This window comes from Actinomadura sp. NPDC048021, assembly GCF_040653135.1.
In the GTDB taxonomy this organism is placed as follows: domain Bacteria; phylum Actinomycetota; class Actinomycetes; order Streptosporangiales; family Streptosporangiaceae; genus Spirillospora; species Spirillospora verrucosospora.
Map to the genome: position 1 here is coordinate 54,757 of NZ_JBEZJQ010000015.1, position 19,338 is coordinate 74,094.

At 72.5% G+C, this 19,338-nt stretch carries 16 protein-coding genes; 8 read left to right on the forward strand and 8 right to left on the reverse strand.

Annotated features, from left to right (window positions below; translation table 11 throughout):
* Positions 1 to 16 precede the first annotated feature (16 nt).
* Positions 17 to 928: an ABC transporter ATP-binding protein gene (locus AB0C87_RS24510; protein WP_345176449.1), complete on the forward strand. Its 912-nt coding sequence runs from the start codon at positions 17 to 19 to the stop codon at positions 926 to 928.
* Complete coding sequence (locus tag AB0C87_RS24515) at positions 925 to 1,641, forward strand: ABC transporter permease (protein WP_353832913.1); 717 nt, start codon at positions 925 to 927, stop codon at positions 1,639 to 1,641. Before AB0C87_RS24510 ends, AB0C87_RS24515 begins: the two co-directional genes overlap by 4 nt.
* A 10-nt stretch (positions 1,642 to 1,651) precedes the next feature.
* Here AB0C87_RS24515 and AB0C87_RS24520 read toward each other — a convergent pair whose 3' ends face one another.
* The 4 genes from AB0C87_RS24520 to AB0C87_RS24535 form a co-directional block, all read right to left on the reverse strand.
* Complete coding sequence (locus AB0C87_RS24520) at positions 1,652 to 2,278, reverse strand: response regulator transcription factor (RefSeq protein WP_360579625.1); 627 nt, start codon at positions 2,276 to 2,278, stop codon at positions 1,652 to 1,654.
* A gap of 1 nt (position 2,279) precedes the next feature.
* Entirely contained in the window at positions 2,280 to 3,449 is a 1,170-nt protein-coding gene (locus tag AB0C87_RS24525) for a sensor histidine kinase (RefSeq protein WP_360579627.1), read from the reverse strand.
* 5 nt (positions 3,450 to 3,454) lie between these two features.
* The gene (locus AB0C87_RS24530) at positions 3,455 to 5,623 is read right to left on the reverse strand and encodes an MMPL family transporter (RefSeq protein ID WP_360579629.1); all 2,169 of its coding nucleotides are present in this window, start codon (positions 5,621 to 5,623) and stop codon (positions 3,455 to 3,457) included.
* A 97-nt stretch (positions 5,624 to 5,720) separates the two neighbouring features.
* Positions 5,721 to 7,937 (reverse strand): DUF4132 domain-containing protein, encoded by a 2,217-nt coding sequence (locus AB0C87_RS24535; protein WP_360579631.1) that lies wholly within the window; start codon positions 7,935 to 7,937, stop codon positions 5,721 to 5,723.
* A gap of 159 nt (positions 7,938 to 8,096) precedes the next feature.
* On the opposite strand from AB0C87_RS24535, the gene AB0C87_RS24540 reads away from it, so the two are divergent.
* On the forward strand, positions 8,097 to 9,467 hold the full coding sequence (locus tag AB0C87_RS24540; RefSeq protein ID WP_360579632.1) for an alkaline phosphatase PhoX: 1,371 nt from the start codon (positions 8,097 to 8,099) through the stop codon (positions 9,465 to 9,467).
* Between the two features lie 199 nt (positions 9,468 to 9,666).
* Here AB0C87_RS24540 and coaA read toward each other — a convergent pair whose 3' ends face one another.
* Positions 9,667 to 10,608: a type I pantothenate kinase gene (coaA, locus tag AB0C87_RS24545; RefSeq protein WP_345176465.1), complete on the reverse strand. Its 942-nt coding sequence runs from the start codon at positions 10,606 to 10,608 to the stop codon at positions 9,667 to 9,669.
* 122 nt (positions 10,609 to 10,730) lie between these two features.
* Here coaA and glmS point away from each other — a divergent pair, with 122 nt between their 5' ends.
* From glmS to AB0C87_RS24560, 3 genes are all read left to right on the forward strand, one after another.
* A complete protein-coding gene (gene glmS / locus AB0C87_RS24550) occupies positions 10,731 to 12,575 on the forward strand; it encodes a glutamine--fructose-6-phosphate transaminase (isomerizing) (protein WP_345176466.1) in 1,845 nt (614 codons plus the stop codon).
* A gap of 97 nt (positions 12,576 to 12,672) precedes the next feature.
* Complete coding sequence (locus tag AB0C87_RS24555) at positions 12,673 to 13,614, forward strand: ABC transporter ATP-binding protein (RefSeq protein ID WP_345176469.1); 942 nt, start codon at positions 12,673 to 12,675, stop codon at positions 13,612 to 13,614.
* On the forward strand, positions 13,611 to 14,591 hold the full coding sequence (locus AB0C87_RS24560; RefSeq protein ID WP_360579634.1) for a hypothetical protein: 981 nt from the start codon (positions 13,611 to 13,613) through the stop codon (positions 14,589 to 14,591). Before AB0C87_RS24555 ends, AB0C87_RS24560 begins: the two co-directional genes overlap by 4 nt.
* Positions 14,592 to 14,751: 160 nt before the next feature.
* Here AB0C87_RS24560 and AB0C87_RS24565 read toward each other — a convergent pair whose 3' ends face one another.
* From AB0C87_RS24565 to AB0C87_RS24575, 3 genes are all read right to left on the reverse strand, one after another.
* Complete coding sequence (locus AB0C87_RS24565) at positions 14,752 to 14,964, reverse strand: DUF397 domain-containing protein (protein ID WP_345176475.1); 213 nt, start codon at positions 14,962 to 14,964, stop codon at positions 14,752 to 14,754.
* Positions 14,965 to 15,213: 249 nt separating this feature from the next.
* On the reverse strand, positions 15,214 to 15,435 hold the full coding sequence (locus AB0C87_RS24570; RefSeq protein ID WP_345176477.1) for a DUF397 domain-containing protein: 222 nt from the start codon (positions 15,433 to 15,435) through the stop codon (positions 15,214 to 15,216).
* A 39-nt stretch (positions 15,436 to 15,474) separates the two neighbouring features.
* Complete coding sequence (locus tag AB0C87_RS24575; RefSeq protein ID WP_360579636.1) at positions 15,475 to 16,335, reverse strand: helix-turn-helix transcriptional regulator; 861 nt, start codon at positions 16,333 to 16,335, stop codon at positions 15,475 to 15,477.
* A 225-nt stretch (positions 16,336 to 16,560) separates the two neighbouring features.
* Between AB0C87_RS24575 and AB0C87_RS24580 the strand changes: the two genes are divergently transcribed.
* Positions 16,561 to 18,042 carry an NAD(P)H-hydrate dehydratase gene (locus tag AB0C87_RS24580; protein WP_360579638.1) on the forward strand — a complete coding sequence of 494 codons (1,482 nt, stop codon included), beginning with the start codon at positions 16,561 to 16,563 and terminating at the stop codon, positions 18,040 to 18,042.
* 163 nt (positions 18,043 to 18,205) lie between these two features.
* On the forward strand, positions 18,206 to 19,330 hold the full coding sequence (gene alr, locus AB0C87_RS24585) for an alanine racemase (protein WP_360579640.1): 1,125 nt from the start codon (positions 18,206 to 18,208) through the stop codon (positions 19,328 to 19,330).
* Positions 19,331 to 19,338: the final 8 nt, after the last annotated feature.

Consider the following 19,338-nt stretch of genomic DNA (forward strand, 5'->3'; position numbering starts at 1 on the left):
CCACATGGAGGAAGACATGAGTGAGCTCATTCTGGAGAACGTGTCCCGGTGGTACGGGAACGTCGTCGCCGTCAACGGCGTGACGATGAAGGTCGGGCCGGGCGTCACGGGGCTCCTCGGGCCGAACGGGGCGGGCAAGTCGACGCTCATCCACATGATGGGCGGGTTCCTCGCGCCGTCGTCCGGCTCCGTCACGCTGGACGGGAAGCCGATCTGGCGCAACCCGGGCATCTACCGCAGCCTCGGGCTCGTGCCCGAGCGGGAGTCCGCCTACGACTTCCTCACCGGTGAGCAGTTCATCCTCGCGATGGCCAAGCTGCACAAGCTGCCCGATCCGCGCGCGGCCGCCCGCCGCGCCATCGGCCTGGTGGAGATGGACTACGCGGCCGGGCGCCCCATCGGCAACTACTCCAAGGGCATGAAGCAGCGCATCAAGATGGCGTCGGCGCTGGTGCACGACCCGCCCGTGCTGCTGCTGGACGAGCCGTTCAACGGCATGGACCCGCGGCAGCGGCTCCAGCTGATGGACCTCATCCAGCGGATGGCCGCCGAGGGCCGCACGATCCTGTTCTCCTCGCACATCCTGGAGGAGGTGGAGCGGCTCGCCAGCCACATCGAGGTGATCGTGGCGGGGCGCCACGCGGCGTCCGGCGACTTCCGCAAGATCCGGCGGCTGATGACCGACCGGCCGCACATCTTCCTGGTCCGCTCGTCCGACGACCGGCGGCTCGCCGCCGCCGTCATCGCCGACGGGTCGGCCCGCAGCGTCCAGCTCACCGACAAGGGCCTGCAGGTCGAGGCGGTCGACTTCCAGCGCTTCACCTGGCTGCTGCCGCAGGTCTCCCGGGACGCCGGCGTGCGCCTGTGGGAGGTCTCCCCGGCCGACGAGTCCCTCGAAAGCGTCTTCTCCTACCTGGTGGCCCGATGAATGGCACGATCGCGATGATCACGTTCCGGGCGATGCTCGGACGCAAGCGCGCGCTGCTCCTGCTGGGGCTGCCGCTGCTCCTGCTGGTGCTGGCGGCGGCGCTCAAGGTGACCGGCAACGACGACCTGGACGTCTCGGCGAACATCCTGCAGAAGTTCGGCCTGGCGACGCTGCTGCCGCTGCTCGCGCTGATCGCCGGGACCGGGGTGATCGGCCCGGAGATCGACGACGGCCAGATCATGTACGTGCTGACCAAGCCGGTTCCGCGCGAGGTGATCGTGCTGACGAAGCTGGTCGTGGCGATCGTCCTGGTGACGGCGTTCGCGGCGGTGCCGACGGCGCTGGCGGGGCTGATCCTCACGGGGACGACCGCGCAGCTGACGCCCGCGTTCGCGATCGGCGTGCTGATCGGCGGCGTCGTCTACAGCGCGGTGTTCGTCGCGCTGGCCGTCGCCAGTCGCAACGCCGTCACGATCGGCCTGCTGTACGCGCTGGTGTGGGAGTCGCTGCTCGGCAACTTCGCGCCGGGCGCCAAGTCGGCGTCGATCCAGCAGTGGTGCCTGTCGGTGACGGACGCGCTCACCGACGCGTCGCCGGTGAGGTCGACCGTGGACCTTCCGGTGGCGATCGGGCTGCTGGTCGCGGTCACGCTCGTCGCGGCGTTCCTCGCCACCTTCCGGCTCCGCTCCCTGCCCGTCGCCAGCGCCGACTAGGGGAGCGCGGCTAGCGGGGGAGCAGACCGCGGTCCATGGCGACGACGACGGCGTGCGTGCGGTCGCCGACGTCCAGCTTCGCGAAGACGCGGAGCAGGTGCGTCTTGACGGTCGCCTCCGCGATGACGAGCCGCCGCCCGATCTCGGCGTTGGACAGGCCGTCGGCGACCGCCCGGAGGACCTCGATCTCCCGGGCGGTCAGCGCGGCCGGCTCCGGGCGGCGCATCCGGGCGACGAGCTTCTCGGCCACGCGCGGCGCGAGGACGGTCTCCCCGCGCGCCGCCGCCCGGATGGCGCCGACCAGTTGGTCGCGGGTGGTGTCCTTGAGCAGGTAGCCGATGGCCCCGGCCTCGATCGCGCGCTCGATCTCGGTGTCGGTGTCGTAGGTGGTGAGGACGAGGACGCGGGTGCCGAGCCGGGCGAGTTCGGCGGTGGCCGCGACGCCGTCCAGCACCGGCATCCGCAGGTCGAGCAGCGCGACGTCGGGCCGCAGGCGCTCGGCCAGGTCGATCGCCGCGCGGCCGTCGTCCGCCTCGCCGACGATCTCGATGCCGGGCTCGGCGGCCAGCAGCGCGACGACGCCCGCGCGCATGACCGTGTGGTCGTCCACCACGATGATCCTGAGTTTCGCGGTCATCTCACGCCCTCGCGGGGATCATGGCGAGGATCCGGGTGCCCTCGCCGGGGGAGCTGGTCACGGTGAGCTCGCCGCCGAGTTCGGCGAGGCGGCGGCGCATGCCGTCGAGGCCGAAGCCGCGCGACCCGGCCACCGCGAACCCGCGCCCGTCGTCGGTGATCTCCAGCTCGACGCCGTGCGGGTGCCGTTCGAGCACGACGCCGACCGTGGACGCGGCGGCGTGCTTGCGGACGTTGGCGAGCGACTCCTGCGTGCAGCGCAGCAGCGCGATCCGGGTCGTCTGGTCGCACTCGACGTCGGGCAGCTCGGCGTGGACGGTGAGCCCGGTGTCCTCGGCGAACCGGTCGAGGGTGCGGCGCAGGGTCCGGGCGACCGAGGCGGGGGCGACGCTGCCCTGCGACGCCGCCCCGACGAGGACGCGCGCCTCGGCGAGGTTCTCCCGCGCCGTCTGCTCGATCGAGACGAGCTGGCGGCCGCTGCGGTCCGGGTCGGAGCGCAGGCCGTCGCGAGCCGCCTCCGCCAGGACGACGATGGACGCGAACCCCTGCGCGAGCGTGTCATGGATCTCGCGGGCGATGCGTTCGCGCTCGTCGGCGGCGCCCTGCCGGCGCTGCGCCTCGGCGAGCCGCCGCTCGGCCTCGGCCAGGTCGGCTTCGAGGAGCCGGGCGCGCTCGTCGTGCTGCCCGACCACCCGCTGCATCCACAGCCCGAACAGGACGCCCGCCGCGTATCCGATGAGCGCGGCGATCGAGTTGCCGGTGAGCGGCTCCCCGTCCGGGGCGTTGTGGAGGGCGTCTCCGGCGACCGCGGCCGCGGCGGCGGCGCCGCTGAGCAGCACCGCGCGCCGCGGGGTCCCCGCGAGGATCCAGAAGTGCGGGAGGGACGTGATGAGCAGGGACGCGGCGCCGCCCATCAGGTAGGAGACGGCGCCGATCCCCCCGATCAGCGCGGCCAGGAAGGTGTTCCGGCGGACCGCCGGGTTCCCGGGGAACGTCTCGGTGATCGGGTAGCAGAGCCCCAGCGCGGTCAGCAGCGCCAGCGTGGCGGCTCTGGTGTCGTCCGGCTGGTCGGCCACCGCGAGGGCGGGCGGGACCAGTCCGAACATGATCCAGGCGGCGGCGTACCACCTGCGGAGCGCCCGCACCTGGGGACGTTCACCGGGCTGCACCATGCCGGTCAGCCTATGTTCTGCGGCAGGGGCGCGGTCGCGCCGTCCGCCGTCCGGGCGGCGCCGGGGCGATGCCGCCGGCCGGGCCACCAGCACCGGTCGCCGAGCAGAAGCATCAGGGCGGGCAGGACCGTGATCCGGATGACGGCCGCGTCCAGGAGCACCGCCACGGCCAGCGCGAAGCCCATCTGCTTCAGCTCCATGATGTGGACGGTGGCGAAGCCGGCGAACACCGTGACCATGACGAACGCGGCGCTGGTCACCACGCTCGCCGAGCCGCCGACCCCGTCCAGCACCGCCTGCCGGGTCGGGACGCCGCGCAGCGCCGCCTCCCGGATCCGGCTGATCACGAACACCTGGTAGTCCATCGACAGCCCGAACAGGATCACCAGCAGGAAGAGCGGGACGCGGGAGCCGACCGAGCCGGTGGAGGTGAAGCCGAGCAGCCCCTCGGCCCACGTCCCCTGGAAGACGAGGGTGAGCAGGCCGAGCGAGGCACCGGCCGACAGCAGGTTCAGCAGCACCCCGATCAGCCCGAGGACCACCGAGCGGAACGCCCACACGGTCATCGCGAACGTCACCAGCAGCAGCGCCCCGATGACGAACGGAAGCCTGCTCTCCTGGTGCTCGGGGTAGTCGGCGTAGCGGGCCACGTCTCCGGTCACGGCGGTCTCGACGCCGAGCTTCCCGACGGTCTCCGGGACGTACTCGCCGCGGACCCGCTCCAGGGAGCGCCGCGCGGCGTCGGTGCTCACGTGGTGCGGCACCGCGAGTTCGAGCAGGCTGATCCGACCGTCCGGGGAGGTGCGCAGCTCGGACGTCCCGGCGAGCAGGGGGTCGCCCTCGGCCCGTTCCGCCAGGGCGCGCAGGGACGCGGTCACCTCGTCCGCGCGTCGGGCGTCGGCCTTGACGACGATCTGGTGCATGGCCTTGAGCTCCGGGAACGCCGCGTTCAGCCGGTCGTAGGTCCGCATCGCCGGGATCTCGCGCGGGTGGCTGTCGCGGCCCATGTCGGTGAGGTCGATGCTCAGCAGCGGCGCGGTCAGCGCGAGCATCGCGGTCACCGCCACGGCCAGCGTCGCGGCCGGGTGCCTTCCGGTGGGACGCAGCATCGCCCGGGTGATCCGGCCGCCGCCCGTCCGCGGCGGCTTCGGCGTCCGGCCGCGCCGGACGGCCCGCCGCTCCGCCCATCCGCCGAGCTTGGCGAGCACCGCCGGCAGGACGGTCAGGGAGCTGACCACGGCGATCAGCGTGACGACGATCGCCGCGGTCGCGATCGAGGAGAAGATCACGTCGTCGGCCAGGTAGAGGGTCGCGCTGGACGCGGCGACCGCCAGCCCGGACACCACCACCGAGCGGCCCGACGTCGCCGCGGCGGTCTCCACGGCGGCCCGCGCGTCCAGCCGGCCGCCCGAGCGGGCCCGCTCCTCCCGCTCCCGCTTGAGGTAGAAGAGGGTGTAGTCGACGCCGACCGCCATGCCGATCAGCAGGATGACGCTGGCGCCGACCCCGGCGTCCGGGAAGACGTGCGAGGCGAGCATCGACAGGCCGATCGCCGCCGCGATCGAGGTCAGCGCGAGCACCACCGGCACGACCGCCACCGCGAACGAGCCGAACACCAGCAGCAGCGTGAGCAGGGTGATCGGCAACGCGATCATCTCCGTGCGGGCGAGGTCGTCGTCGCGCAGCTCGCCCACGCCCTTGCTGATGGACGGGCCGCCGGTCTCCTCCACCCTCACGTCCGGGTGCGCGGCCCGGACCGCGGCGGTCTGGGCCCGCAGCGGCTCGACGTGCTCCTTGCCCTGGAGTTCGGAGCCCTTCAACGTCACGTCGACGCGGACCGCCGAGCCGTCCTTCGACCTCACGGGCGCGGACACCGACGCGACCTCGGGCAGCCGCCCCATCCGCGCGGCGGCGTCCCGCGCCGCCGCGTCGGCGGCCGCGCCCCCGCCGGTGACCAGCACGTGCTCGACGGGCCGCTGCTGGAGCCCGCCCTCGGCGGCGATCGTCTCTCCCCGGCCGGCCTCGCCGATCCGGAAGTCCTCGGTCGTGGCCGCGTGCCCGCCGGCCGCGACGCCGACGCCGAGGCACAGAACCACGAACAGCAGCCAGGCCGCCATGCCGCGCCAGGGGTGCCCGGCGCTCCACCGGGCCATGCGTACGAGTAGATCCGTCATACCGGAAATGCTGGCCGCGGCGCCCCGGCGCGCATGAGCCTCGACCGGTGGAACCTTCCGTCCACCGATCGGTGGACGGAAGGCGCCGGTCCGCGGGTCAGGCGGTGAGGCGGGTCAGCTCGGCGAGCATCTCGGACGCGGTGACCGGGTCGAGCGCGCCGAACGGATGCGCCTTCCCGGAGTAGCGGCCGGTCATCAGCATGACGCGCTCGATCCTCTGCTCCGCGAACTCCTCCGGGCTCAGGACGCGGATGCCGGGCTCGAACGCGACCATCACGTGCCGCTCGTCCGGGGTGATCAGGTTGACCTGGCGGCGGAACCCGCCGGTCTCCTTGTCGCCCAGCTCCCAGCCGCGGGACGTCATGCCCATGAACTTGCCGAAATGGGCGGTGACCCCCTCGAAGCGGGCCAGCCGGGCGGCGTCGCGCTCGCCGTCCTCCAGCTCGTAGACGGGACGTCCGAGCTGCGGGAACGGCTGGAGGATCTCGTAGTCCCCGAAGACCGACGCCCAGGCCGCCACGGTGTCCGCCCCGAGAAGGACCGGGTGCGGGAGCGTCACGAGGGCGTCCTGCGGGAGGACGAACTCGTCGTCGTGGACGTCGGCGAGCGTGCCGTCCTCGGCGACCCGGAACGCGGCCCCGCCCGCCGACCACACCAGGCGGCGCGCGATGTGGCGCATCAGCGGGTGCCCCACGAAGACCGAGCGGAACTCCTCGGGCGTCCAGGAGCGCCCGGCGCCCATCGCCTTCTCCAGCCGCTTGATCTGGTCGGCGGCGACCGCCCGTGCCTCCTTCTTCAGGTCGGCGAACCGCTGGTAGGCGAGCGGCGCGAGCTTCTCGTCGTCCCTGACGCCCGGCTTCGGCAGCGTCTTGCGGGGCTTGCCGTCCTCGTCGGTCACGAAGGGCTTGAGCTGCTCGTCGAAGCCGACGACGAAGCGGCGCGTGCCGTAGTCGAGCGTCATCGAGCCATCGGCGTCCAGGCCGAGGTCGGGGACGAGCAGGTCCGCCAGCTGCTCGGAGGTCAGCCCCCGCTCCCGGGCGGCGGCGTTCAGCCGGCCCTGCGCGCGGGGCCGCAGGTGCTTGGCGTCGGCGCCCCGCCGGACGATGCGGTCCAGATGGCGCAGCTTGTCGTCGGCGGGCATGTCGATCGCCATGAGGACGTCGAGCGCCGTCCACCCCTTGAAGGTCCAGGTGTAGTAGTTGTCCCAGCGCACCATCCGGTCGGTCAGCCGGGCGGCCGCGGCGGCGTCGCCGAAGCGCCGCAGGGCGTACTGCACGCCCTGCGACGCCCACAGCCCGCTGCCCCGGTCGTGGACGCTGAGGGCCAGCGCGAACTCGGCCAGGGACTCCGGGTCGCACAGCTCGACGACCTGCTCGCACCCCGGGTACGGGTCCTCCTGCGTGGAGATCAGCAGCATCGTCACGAAGTGCCGGGCGGCCTCCACCGGCAGCGCCCGGTCGCGGCCGCGCAGCAGGAGCCGCGGCAGCTTGCGAACCGTCTCCTCGTCCCATTCCGGGAGATCGTCGGGATACTGGTCCAGCGGGTCGGTGCGCAGCGCCTCGATCGCCGCGACCACCTCTTCGCCGTACCCCCGCGCCGCGTCCACGAGGCAGCCGCTGCCGTGCTCGCGGGCGATCAGCGTGAGGCCCTGCTCGGCCTTCGTGCGCTTGGGGCCGGGCTTGCGCAGCGCCTCGGGGATCACGAACGGGGCCGCCCCGGCGCCGTGCCAGGTGAACCAGAGCCGCGCGGCCTCGTCGACCCGGCCGAGCGCGCCGATCATGATCTGCGCGGTGGCGTCGTCCAGGAACGGGACGAGCGCCGCCGCGCAGGAGATGTGACACTTCGCCGCGTGGAGCAGCAGCCGGTGGGCGGCGAGGCCGCGACGCGCGGTGAAGTGCTTCACCGGGACCACGTCTACGTAGCTGTTCCAGTCGTCGTAGTAGCGCTCGTCGGCGAGAAGCTCTTCGGCGAGGTCGTCAGGACCCTGCATCACCAGCCAGTAGTAGCCGCGGCGCCGGTCTCCGCCCCGCGGGGACTCCAGCATCTCGCCACTGCGGAACCGCTCGGCCAGCGCCTTCCAGTCGGGCTCCTCGGGGAAGGGCTCGTACGCCTTCGGGAACATGTGCGGGGTCTTCGCCCACTCGTCCCGCAACCCGGGCGGCCAGGACTCCACGGTGGGCGTCTTGGGCCGCTTCAACCCCTTCAGAACGACCGGTTCGGCACTCGCGGGGCGGCGACGCTTCCATGGCGGTTCGACGAGCAGGCGGGGCAGCGCGCTTTCGGGGGCGTCCTCGACGCCGGGAATGTCGGTCATCGCTCCAGTTTCACGGCAGGCACGGACAGTATCGATCGTCAGACGCACGCCCGCGCCGCCCGGTTCGGCCGGGTCCCGGGCCGGGTCGGTTCACAATCGATGTGACGCGTGTTACAACGGGCGAGGGGATCTTGTAACGATCCATCAGGGAGTGTGCTCATGACAGTTTCGCGCCGCCAGCTCCTCGCCAGGACGGGTGCGGTGGGGGCGGGGATCGCCTTCACCGGAGCCGTGGAGCAGCTGTTCGCCGGAAGCGCGTCCGCCGCCCCGACCGGCGGCCACGACGGGTACGGGCCCCTCGTGCCCGACCCGAAGGGGCTGCTGGACCTGCCGCGCGGCTTCCGCTACACCGTCCTGTCCCGCGAGGGCGAGCCGCTGCGCTCGGGGGAGGGCCCGGTGCCGAGCCACTGCGACGGGATGGCGGCCTTCCCCGGCCGCCGGGGCCGCACGTGGCTCGTCCGCAACCACGAGAACCGGCCGACCGCCGAGCACCGGGTGCCGGCGGCCGAGGGCGTCACCTACGACCCGGGCGGCCTCGGCGGCTGCACCGCGCTGGAGGTCGACGCCGCCGGGCGCGTGCACACCGAGCGCGTCGCCATCGCCGGGACGGCCGTCAACTGCGCGGGCGGTCCCACCCCGTGGCACACGTGGCTGACCTGCGAGGAGACCGAGGACAAGGCCGGCACCGGGAACTACACCAAGGACCACGGGTTCATCTTCGAGGTCGACCCGTACGACCAGGGCCGCACCGACCCCGAGCCGCTGACCGCGATGGGGCGGTTCCAGCACGAGGCGATCGCCGTCGACCCGCGCGACGGGACCGTCTACGAGACCGAGGACGCCTTCGACAAGCCGTTCGGGCTGTTCTACCGGTTCCACCCGAAGCGGCCGCGCGGCGGCTTCGGCAGCCTGCGGGCCGGTGGACGGCTGGAGGCGCTGTGCGTTCCGGGCGTCCCGGACCTGTCGGTCGTGCAGGAGCCCGGCACCGTGTTCGACCACGTCGAGTGGAAGAAGGTGCCCGACCCGCTCGCGGCGCAGACGCCGATCCGGTTCCAGGACTTCGGGTCCGGCGGCATCACCCACGCCCAGAAGCTGGAGGGCTGCTACTGGGGCGGCGACCGCGTCTACTTCGTGTCGAGCTTCGCGAAGAAGAAGGACGGTTCCCAGGCCGACCACTTCGGGCAGGTGTGGTCCTACGAGCCGCGCCACCGCCGGCTCACCCTCGTCATCGTGTTCGGCCCGGACACCGACGTCGAGAAGCCCGGAGAGTCGCCCGACAACATCTGCCTGGCGCCGCAGGGCGGCCTGATGGTGTGCGAGGACGGCAACGGCGCCCAGCATGTCTTCGGCGTCTCCCGTCGCCGCACGGTCTACCCGATGGCCCGCAACAGCCAGAACATCGGCACGGAGACCGAGCCGGAGTGGGGCGAGTTCGCCGGAGTCACGTTCTCCCCCGACGAGCGCACGATGTACGTGAACGTCTACACCCCAGGCACCACGTTCGCCATAACAGGCCCCTGGACCCGCTGACCCAGGTCACCAGTGGCCGCTGACCTCAGCCACCACAGCACCCCGCAACAACCTGAGGGCCCGCGATCGCGTCCGAAGGCAGATTCGAGCGAAGCAAGAATCTGATCGCGCAGCGAGCCGCAAGGCGAGCCGGAGCGATGCAGCGATCGCCTGATTTCTCGACGATGGAGGGCCTTCAAGGCCCGAAGGAGGAGAGAAATCAAATCCGACGGAGTCGGATTCTTTGAACAGAGTGCTGTTTGTCCTTGTGGAGGACGAGGGTGGCGCGGGCGCGGGTCGGGAGGATGTTGGAGACGAGGTTGATCTCGTTGACGTCGCGCCAGACGCGCTGGGCGAACGCGGCGGTCTCGTCCTCGTCCAGGTCGCGGGCGTACTTGTGGAAGTAGGAGCGCGGGTCGGTGAAGGCGGTGCGGCGCAGCGCGAAGAGCCGGTCGATGTACCACTGCCGGATGTCCTCGACCCGCGCATCCACATAGATGGAGAAGTCGAAGAAGTCGGATACGCCCAGGGTGCCGGGCGGGGGCGCCTGCAGCACGTTGAGGCCCTCGACGATCAGGATGTCGGGGCGCCGGACGGTCTGCGTCGCGCCCGGGACGATGTCGTACTCCAGGTGCGAGTACACCGGGATCGACGCCTCCGCCGCGCCCGACTTGATCGCCGACACGAAGCGGACGAGGGCGCGGCGGTCGTAGGACTCGGGGAACCCCTTGCGGTCCATGATCCCGCGCTCGGCCAGAACGGCGTTCGGGTACAGGAAGCTGTCGGTCGTGACCAGCTCCACGCTCGGGTGCTCCGGCCAGCGCGCGAGGAGCGTGCGCAGCAGCCGGGACGTGGTGGACTTGCCGACCGCGACGCTGCCCGCCACGCCGAGGATGAACGGGGTGGGCCGCACCTCGCCGCCGAGGAAGCCGCTGACGGTGTCGCGCAGCCGCCCGTCCGACAGGAAGAACAGGTTGAGCAGCCGGGACAGCGGCAGGTAGACCTCCTCGACCTCGGTGATGTCGATCGGGTCGCGCAGGCCGCGCAGGGCGTCCAGCTCACCGGGCGTGAGCGGGAGCGGGGTGTTCTCGCGCAGGCCGCGCCAGGCCTCACGGGAGAGTTCCACGTAGGGGCTCGGCACGCTGTCCCATCCGCTCGTCATGGCTGAACAGTAACCGGGCTGCGTTCCGGTCACCGGGTTTCCACCGGTCGTCCACGCTAGCGTCATGCCAGGGCGGCCCTCGCAGGTAGGTCCGGTGCGCCGTACCGAATAGAGTTGCCGCCATGTGCGGAATCGTGGGTTACGTGGGCGGCCGGTCCGCCCTCGACGTGGTCGTCGACGGGCTGGCGCGGCTGGAGTACCGCGGCTACGACTCGGCCGGAGTGGCCGTGCTGGCCGACGGGAAGCTGGCGACGGCCAAGCGCGCGGGCAAGCTGGTGAACCTGCGCGGCGCCCTGGAGGAGGAGCCCCCGCCCGCCGGGACGCTCGGCATGGGCCACACCCGGTGGGCGACGCACGGCCCGCCGAACGACCGCAACGCCCACCCGCACGTCGACTGCACCGGCTCCGTCGCGGTGATCCACAACGGGATCATCGAGAACTTCGCGGAGCTGCGGGCGGAGCTGGAGGAGGCCGGGCACGGGCTCGGCTCCGACACCGACACCGAGGCCGTCGCCCACCTGCTGGAGGACGAGCTGAAGGGCGGCGGCGACCTCGCCGACGCCATGCGCCGCGTCTGCGGCCGGCTGGAGGGCGCGTTCACGCTGGTCGCGACGCACACCGGCTCGCCGGGCCTGGTCGTCGGGGCGCGCCGCAACTCCCCGCTCGTCGTCGGCGTCGGGGACGGGGAGAACTTCCTCGCCAGCGACGTGGCCGCGTTCATCGAGCACACCCGGGACGCGATCGAGCTGGGCCAGGACCAGATCGTCGAGCTGCGCGCCGAGGGCGTGAAGGTCACCGACTTCGACGGGCGCCCCGCCGAGGTGAAGGAGTACCACGTCGACTGGGACGTGTCCGCCGCGGAAAAAGGCGGCTACGACTACTTCATGCTCAAGGAGATCGCCGAGCAGCCGCGCGCCGTCGCCGACACCCTGCTCGGCCGGATCGGCGCGGACGGGCGCCTGCACCTGGACGAGATGCGCATCCCGGACCGCGAGCTGCGCGAGGTCGACAAGATCATCATCGTGGCGTGCGGGACGTCCTACCACGCCGGGCTGATCGCCAAGTACGCGATCGAGCACTGGGCGGGGCTGCCCTGCGAGGTCGAGCTGGCCAGCGAGTTCCGCTACCGCGACCCGATCCTGTCCCCGACGACGCTGGTCATCGCGATCTCCCAGTCGGGCGAGACGATGGACGCGCTGATGGCCGTCCGGCACGCCCGCGAGCAGAAGGCCAAGCTGCTCGGCATCTGCAACGTCAACGGCTCCACGCTGCCCCGCGAGTGCGACGGCGTCCTCTACACGCACGCCGGGCCGGAGATCGCGGTCGCGTCCACCAAGGCGTTCCTCACCCAGCTCGTCGCCGTCTACCTCATCGCCCTCTACATCGCGCAGGTGCGCGGCACCAAGTGGGGCGACGAGGTCTTCGCCATGGTCCAGCTCCTCGAACGGATGCCGGAGAAGGTGGAGAAGGTCCTGGAGACCATGGAGCCGGTGCGGGAGCTGGCCCGCTCGCTGGCCGGCGAGCGGTGCGTGCTGTTCCTCGGCCGCCACGTCGGCTTCCCGGTCGCCCTGGAGGGCGCGCTCAAGCTCAAGGAACTGGCGTACATGCACGCCGAGGGCTTCGCCGCCGGGGAGCTGAAGCACGGCCCGATCGCGCTGATCGAGAAGGACCTGCCCGTCGTGGTCGTCGTGCCGCCGCGGGCGCGGGACGTCCTGCACGACAAGATCGTGTCGAACATCCAGGAGATCCGGGCCCGCGGCGCCCGGACGATCGTGATCGCCGAGGAGGGCGACGCGTCGGTCGAGCCGTACGCGGACACCCTGATCAGCGTCCCGGCCGTCCCGACGCTGCTGCAGCCGCTGGTCACGACCGTCCCGCTGCAGGTCTTCGCGTGCGAGCTGGCCACCGCCAAGGGCCACGACGTCGACCAGCCCCGCAACCTCGCCAAGTCCGTCACCGTCGAATAGCGGCCGGTCCGGGCGGACAACCCGAAATCGACTGAACCCTCCGGCGCCGGGCCGCGTCCCATCGGAATCGGGACCGGCCCGGTGGCGGAGGTGACGGGTGGCAGGAGAAGGCGGCCTCGCGATCGAGGCGCGCGGGGTGGTGCGGCGCTTCGGGGCGGTGGAGGCGCTGCGCGGCCTCGACCTCACCGTCCCGTACGGGCAGGTCACGGCGCTCGTCGGGACCAACGGGGCGGGCAAGACGACGCTGCTGCTCATCCTGGCGACCCTGCTCGCGCCCGACGCGGGCACGGTGCGGATCGCGGGCCACGACGCGCTCGCCCATCCCGCGCGGGCCCGCGAAGCGCTCGGCTGGATGCCGGACACGTTCGGCGTGTACGACCAGCTCACGGTGGACGAGTACCTGGGGTTCTTCGCCGACGCCTACGGGCTGTCCAGGCAGGAGCGCCCGCGCCGGATCAGGGCGCTGCTCACCCTCGTCCACTTGGAGGACCGTCTCGGACAGCCCGTCCACGCCCTGTCACGCGGGCAGAAGCAGCGCCTCGGGATGGCGCGGGCCCTCGTGCACCGGCCGCGCGTCCTGCTGCTGGACGAGCCCGCGTCCGGCCTCGACCCGCGGTCCCGCATCGAGCTGCGCGACCTGCTGCGCTCCCTCGCGGCCGAGGGGACCGCGGTGCTCGTGTCGAGCCACATCCTCAGCGAGCTGGAGGAGATCGCCGACAGGGTCGTCCTGGTCGACCACGGCCGGACGGCCGGGGACCACGCGATGGCGGAGATCGCCGGCGCGTCGGCCCGGGTCCGGTGGCGGATCCGCTCGCTCGACCCCGAGCCGCTGGCGGCCGCGCTGGACGGCGAGCCGGAGCTGCCGTGGGCGCGGGCGGCCGACGCGGCGGGAGGCGCCGAGGTCGGGCCGCTGACCGAGGCCGAGGCGGCCGGGCTGCTGGCCAGGCTCGTCGCCGCCGGCGTGCCCGTCAGCGGCCTCGCGCCCGCCGGCAGCGCGCTTGAATCTGCCTATCTGGCGATGACCGAGGACCGGAGGTGAGCGCCGTGACCGCGCGCGGAGTCGGCCTGGTGGCGCGGCAGGAGATCAGGACGCGGCTGCGGACCGGGCGCTGGAAGACCCTCCTCGCGGTCTGGTTCCTGGTCGTCAACGGGCTCGGGCTGCTGTTCCGGGTGGCGCTGGAGTACGGCGACGCCTCCTCCTACGGCGAGCCCGGCGTCCCCATGTTCGGCGGGGTCCTGCTCGGGGTGCTGGTGCTGACGCTGCTCGTCTCCCCGGCGCTCGGCGGGCAGTCGGTCAACGGGGACCGGGAGCGGGGGACGCTCGCGACGCTGCAGGTCACCCGGCTCACGCCGGGCGAGATCGCGCTCGGCAAGCTCGCCGCCGCCTGGGGGACCGGCCTGGTCGCGCTGCTCCTGACGCTGCCGAGCCTGCTGCTGCCGGTCGCCGAGGGCGCCATCGGCGCGGGCCGGGCCCTCGTCGTCCTGTTCGTGACGGCGCTGATGATCGGCGTGGTGTGCGCGGTCTCGCAGGCCTGGTCGGCGGTGCTGGCCCGCAGCGTCACCTCGATCCTGATGTCGTACCTGACGGTGTTCGGCCTGCTCGTCGGGACGCCGCTGCTGTTCACGCTGGCGCTCCCCCTCACGTCCGAGCACGTCGACGGCGCCTACGGCGGGTACGACCAGGAACACACCGAGCGGATCTGGTGGCTGCTGGCCCCCAACCCGGTCGTCGCGCTCGCCGACGCTGCGCCGCGCCTGCCCGAGCGCCGGATCGTGGTCGGCGATCAGGTGATCACCCGGTCGGCGTCGTCCGACCCGCTCGGACAGATCAGCCGCGGCGTGCGCGGGCTCCGCGTGGCGGACCGCGGCTACGAGCCGCACCGCCGGGACGGGGCCGCGGTGTGGCCGTGGGGGCTGGCCTTCGACCTGGCCCTCGCGGGAGGCGCGGTAATGATCACGGCCTCCCGTCTGCGGACGCCATTGCACCGGGTTCCCCGAGGCGTTCGCGTGGCGTGAACGGGACCCCAATGCGATCACCTTCCGGGAAATGCGATCAGCGGGAGCGGGGGTGCGGCGGAAAAACATGGGGCTTATCATGCGGCGGCGCGTATCCGCTCCCGCTGGACGCAATTCTCTGGCCGGTTGGGAATCTCTCCGGCGATGCAAGTTGCAGTGACTATTTCAGCGGGTGGTCGAAACGGCCGCCTTTGGCCTCCTCCGTGAACCTGCGCCATTCGTCGGGCCGGAACGACAGGATCGTCGCGGCGTCCTCGGTGTCGCGTACGGATATGGCGTCCTCTCCACGCCGTGCGACCTCGACGCAGCCGTTGCTGGCGCCGCATCGAGCGCTCTTTCTCCATCGGGCGGGCGGTGTCCCCTGGAAACTCATTCCGGCTCCCTGCATTGAAAGTTGCATTGCCCGCGGCCGCGCTGCCGGTGCTCAAGCACACGGTAACAAGATCGCAAAAAACGCCTGATCACGTCCGGGTGGCGCGGTACCCGTGTGACAGGCGTGCCGAGGTAGTTCCAGAGTTGCGGGTGGGAGGGCGACGAGCCGGGTCAGCGGTGGACCCGGCCCCTGCGTCGTGGCCCCGCGCCGCCCTGGGCGGACGGGGCCGGACGGCGCGTCGGCGCCGGGTCAGCAGCCCAGGTCGAAATCACCCTTCTTCGCTCGTTTGAGAAATTCCCGCCATTCTGCCTGAGAGAACGACAGGACCGGACTCTGCGTGCCGTGCTTCGCGTCTCGCGCCCCGATAAAACGGGAAGAATCGGCCAATGTGGCGATCTCGACGCAGGTGTTGCTCGCCCCGCAGTGGGCGCTTTTCCTCCATTGTGGTACAGGAGTGGCGAAAGGGGACACTCGGTGCCTTTCACAAAAATTGAGCCCCTCGGCGGACCGTCACCACGCCTCTTTGACCTCGGCGATGCGCCGCCGCGATTCCGCGGTGTCCAGCGCCTGCCGGGACAGGCTCGAATAGGCGAGCCGGTACATATAGGTGACGGCTTCATCCCCGAAGTGGCTGATCGTCAGTGATTCGGTATGCACGATATCAGGAAAGGTGATGTCGTGCACCGAAGAGAATTCTAGAAGGATAAACGATTCAGCCAACACCGAGTGTGCTATGTCCAAGGGCAAGATCTGCACGTTGACGTTCGGCCGCTCGGTCATCTGGTACAGATGTTCGAGTTGCTCGCGCATGACCTTGTGATCGCCGATGCGGCGCCGTAGAACCGCCTCGTCGATAATCGCCGACAGTTCCAGCGGAGTGGGCGCGTCCAGCAGTTCGCGCCGCCGCATTCGCACCTCCAGCCGGCGTTCGAGTTCCTGCGGGGGCAGGGTGGCCAGGTCGCTCCAGCCGCCGATCACATTTCGGGCGTAGCTCTCCGACTGCAGCAGCCCGGGAATGACCGTGCTGCCCCATTCCCTGGCCGCCGTGGCCTCGGCCTCCAGCGCGATGAAGTCGGCGAGCGGGCTCGGCAGGTCGCGGTAGTCCTCCCACCAGCCCCGCTGGGCGGCGTCGTGCGCCAGGGCGATCAGGTCGTCGTGCCGCGCGCCGTCGATCTCGTACAGATCGAGCAGCCGCCGCACATCGCCGATCTTCGCGCCGGTCCGCGCGTTCTCGATCCGGCTGACCTTGGCTGTGGACCAGGCGAGCCGTTCGGCGACCTCGTCTCCGGTCAGACCCATGCGCTCGCGCAGTCTCCGGAGCTCGGCGGCCAGCCGCCGCTGCCGGACGGAGGGACCTCGGGAAGTGCTCATTGCTCGGGCCTCTCCAGTCCCGGCGGACTGATCTGGGCGCATTCTGCCGCACCGGGGGGTCGCGGCGCGAATACATCGGACCGGTGGAGCAAGATTCTACGGCTGAAGATTCTTTTACGCACATGACACCGAAACTTGCGGTGCAAGTTGTGATCACCCCTGCCGGAGGTTGCGGACGGTCCCCACGTGGCACTCTAAGTGTGTGATCGACTTGGGGAGCCGCGGATGAGGTACGCGCACGAGGTCGGCAAGGTCCGGGCGGCCGAGCAGGCCCTCATGGCCCGGCTCCCGGACGGCGCCCTGATGCAGCGGGCCGCCGCGGGGCTGGCCTCGATCTGCGCGCGCCTCCTGCCCGCCGTGTACGGGGCCCGCGTCGTCCTGCTGGTCGGCGGCGGCGACAACGGCGGCGACGCCCTGTACGCCGGGGCCCGCCTCGCCCGGCGCGGCGCCCGCGTCTGGGCCGTCCAGGCCGGGTCCGGCGTTCACCCCGGTGGGCTGGAGGACCTGCGCGCCGCGGGCGGCCGCCTGCTGGACTCCGGCGCCGAGGCCGCGATCTCCGGCGCCGACCTGATCATCGACGGCCTGACCGGCATCGGCGGCTCCGGCGGCCTCCGCGAGCCCCACGCCCGCTACGCCGCGCTCGCCTCCGAATCCGCCGGGCTCGTCGTCGCCTGCGACGTCCCGAGCGGCGTGGACGCGAGCACCGGCCGCGTCGAGGGCGCCGCCGTCCACGCCGACGTCACCGTCACCTTCGGCACGCACAAGCCGGGCCTGCTCATCGACCCGGGCGCGGCCCACTGCGGCGTGGTCGAGCTGGTCGACATCGGGCTCGGCCCCGACCTGCCGGACCCCGACGTCGTCGCGGCCCGCCCCGCCGACGTCGCCCCGCCCGAGCCACGCCCCGAGTCCGACAAGTACCGCCGCGGCGTCGTCGGCATCCTCGCCGGCGGCGACCAGTTCACCGGCGCGGCCGTCCTCAGCACGGGCGGCGCCGTCCGCGGCGGCGCCGGAATGGTCCGCTTCGCCTCGGTGGAGCGCCCGGTCGGGCTCGTCCGGAGCCGCTGGCCCGAAGCGGTCACCACGGTCATCGAGCCGGGCCGCCACGACGCGGGCGTCCTGGAGCGCATCGGACGGGTCCAGGCCTGGGTCGCCGGCCCCGGCCTCGGCACCGGCGACGCCGCCGAGTCGCTGCTGGAGGCCGTCCTCACCACCGACCTGCCCGTGCTGGTGGACGCCGACGGCCTCACCGTCCTGGCCCGCCGCCGCGACCTGCTGCGCCGCGCCGCCCCGACCGTCCTCACCCCGCACGCGGGCGAGCTGTCGCGCCTCATCGCCGCCGCCCGCGAGGACATCGAGGCCGCCCGCCTCGACCACGTCCGCCGCGCCGCCGCCGAGCTCTCCGCGACCGTCCTGCTCAAGGGCTCCACGACCCTGGTCGCCGAGCAGGACCGCCCCGTCCGCGTGAACCCGACGGGCACCCCCCGCCTCGCCGCCGCCGGCACGGGCGACGTCCTGTCGGGCCTGATCGGCGCCCTGCTCGCCGGCGGCATGCCCGCCCTCGACGCGGCCGCCGCCGGCGCCTACCTCCACGGTCTCGCCGCCCGCCTGGCCTCGTCCCCCACCCCCGGCGCCGAGGCCCCCATCAGCGCCCAGGACGTGGTCGACGCCCTCCCCGCCGCCTTCAGGGTCGTCTCCGCCCAGGGGTAGCGACCCCTGGCCCCCGCGCGGGGCGGGGGTCGAACCCACAGTCGGGCATTCGCGTCATACAGGGCAGAAGGGGTGCCGGGGGCGGGCTCGTGCGGGGCCGTTCCGGCCGTGACCTGGGGGATGAGGCGCGGGCATGGGGGTGGGGACGGCAGACTGGGTGACCATGAGGGTTCCTGCGGAGGCACGGGTCGATCTCGGCGCCATCGGCCACAACATCGGGGTGCTGCGCGAGCGCGCGGGGGGCGCCGAGGTGATGGCCATGGTGAAGGCCGAGGCGTACGGGCACGGGCTGGTGGAGGCCGCCCGCGCGGCGCTCGCCGGCGGCGCGTCCTGGCTGGGCGTCGCGAAGCTGGCGGAGGCGCTGCGCCTGCGGGACGCGGGGGTCGCCGCCCGCACGCTGGTCTGCCTGGGCGTTCCCGGCGAGCCCTACGAGGAGGCCGTCGCGCGGGGCGTGGACCTGACCGTGGGGGCGGTCTGGCTGGTGGACGAGGTCGTCCGGGCGGCGGAGCTGTCCGGGCGCGAGGCGCGGATCCACCTCAAGGCCGACACGGGCATGTCGCGCGGGGGCGCGCGGGGCGACGGGTGGGAGGCGCTGGTCGAGGCGGCGCTCAAGGCCGAGGCCACCGGGCACGTGCGGGTGGCCGGGGTCATGTCGCACTTCGCCTGCGCGGACGAACCCGGACATCCCTCGATCGCGGCGCAGGTCGGCGCGTTCACCGAGATGGTCGCGCACGCCGAGAAGGCGGGGGCGCGGTTCGAGGTGCGGCACATCGCGAACTCGGCGGCGGCGCTGACGCTGCCGGAGGCGCGCTTCGACCTCGTCCGGCCCGGCATCGCGACGTACGGGCTGACGCCGGTGCCGGCGCTCGGCGGGTTCGGGCTGCGGCCCGCGATGACGCTCGTGGCGGACGCGGCGCTGGTCAAGCGGGTTCCGGCGGGCAGCGGAGTGTCGTACGGTCACACCTACCACACCGAGCGGGAGACCACGCTGGCCGTGGTGCCCGTGGGGTACGGGGACGGGATCCCGCGGCACGGGTCCAACGTGCTGCAGGTCCTCGCGGGCGGGCGCCGCAGGACGATCGCCGGGCGGGTCTGCATGGACCAGTTCGTCGTCGACCTCGGCGACGACCCGCTCGCGGCGGGAGACGAGATCGTCCTGTTCGGCCCGGGGGACCGGGGCGAGCCGACCGCGCAGGAGTGGGCGGAGGCGCTGGGGACGATCTCGTATGAGATCGTCACCCGCATCGGAGCCCGGGTGCCGAGGGCGTACCCGGGTGGGGGGCTGTAGGGGGCGCG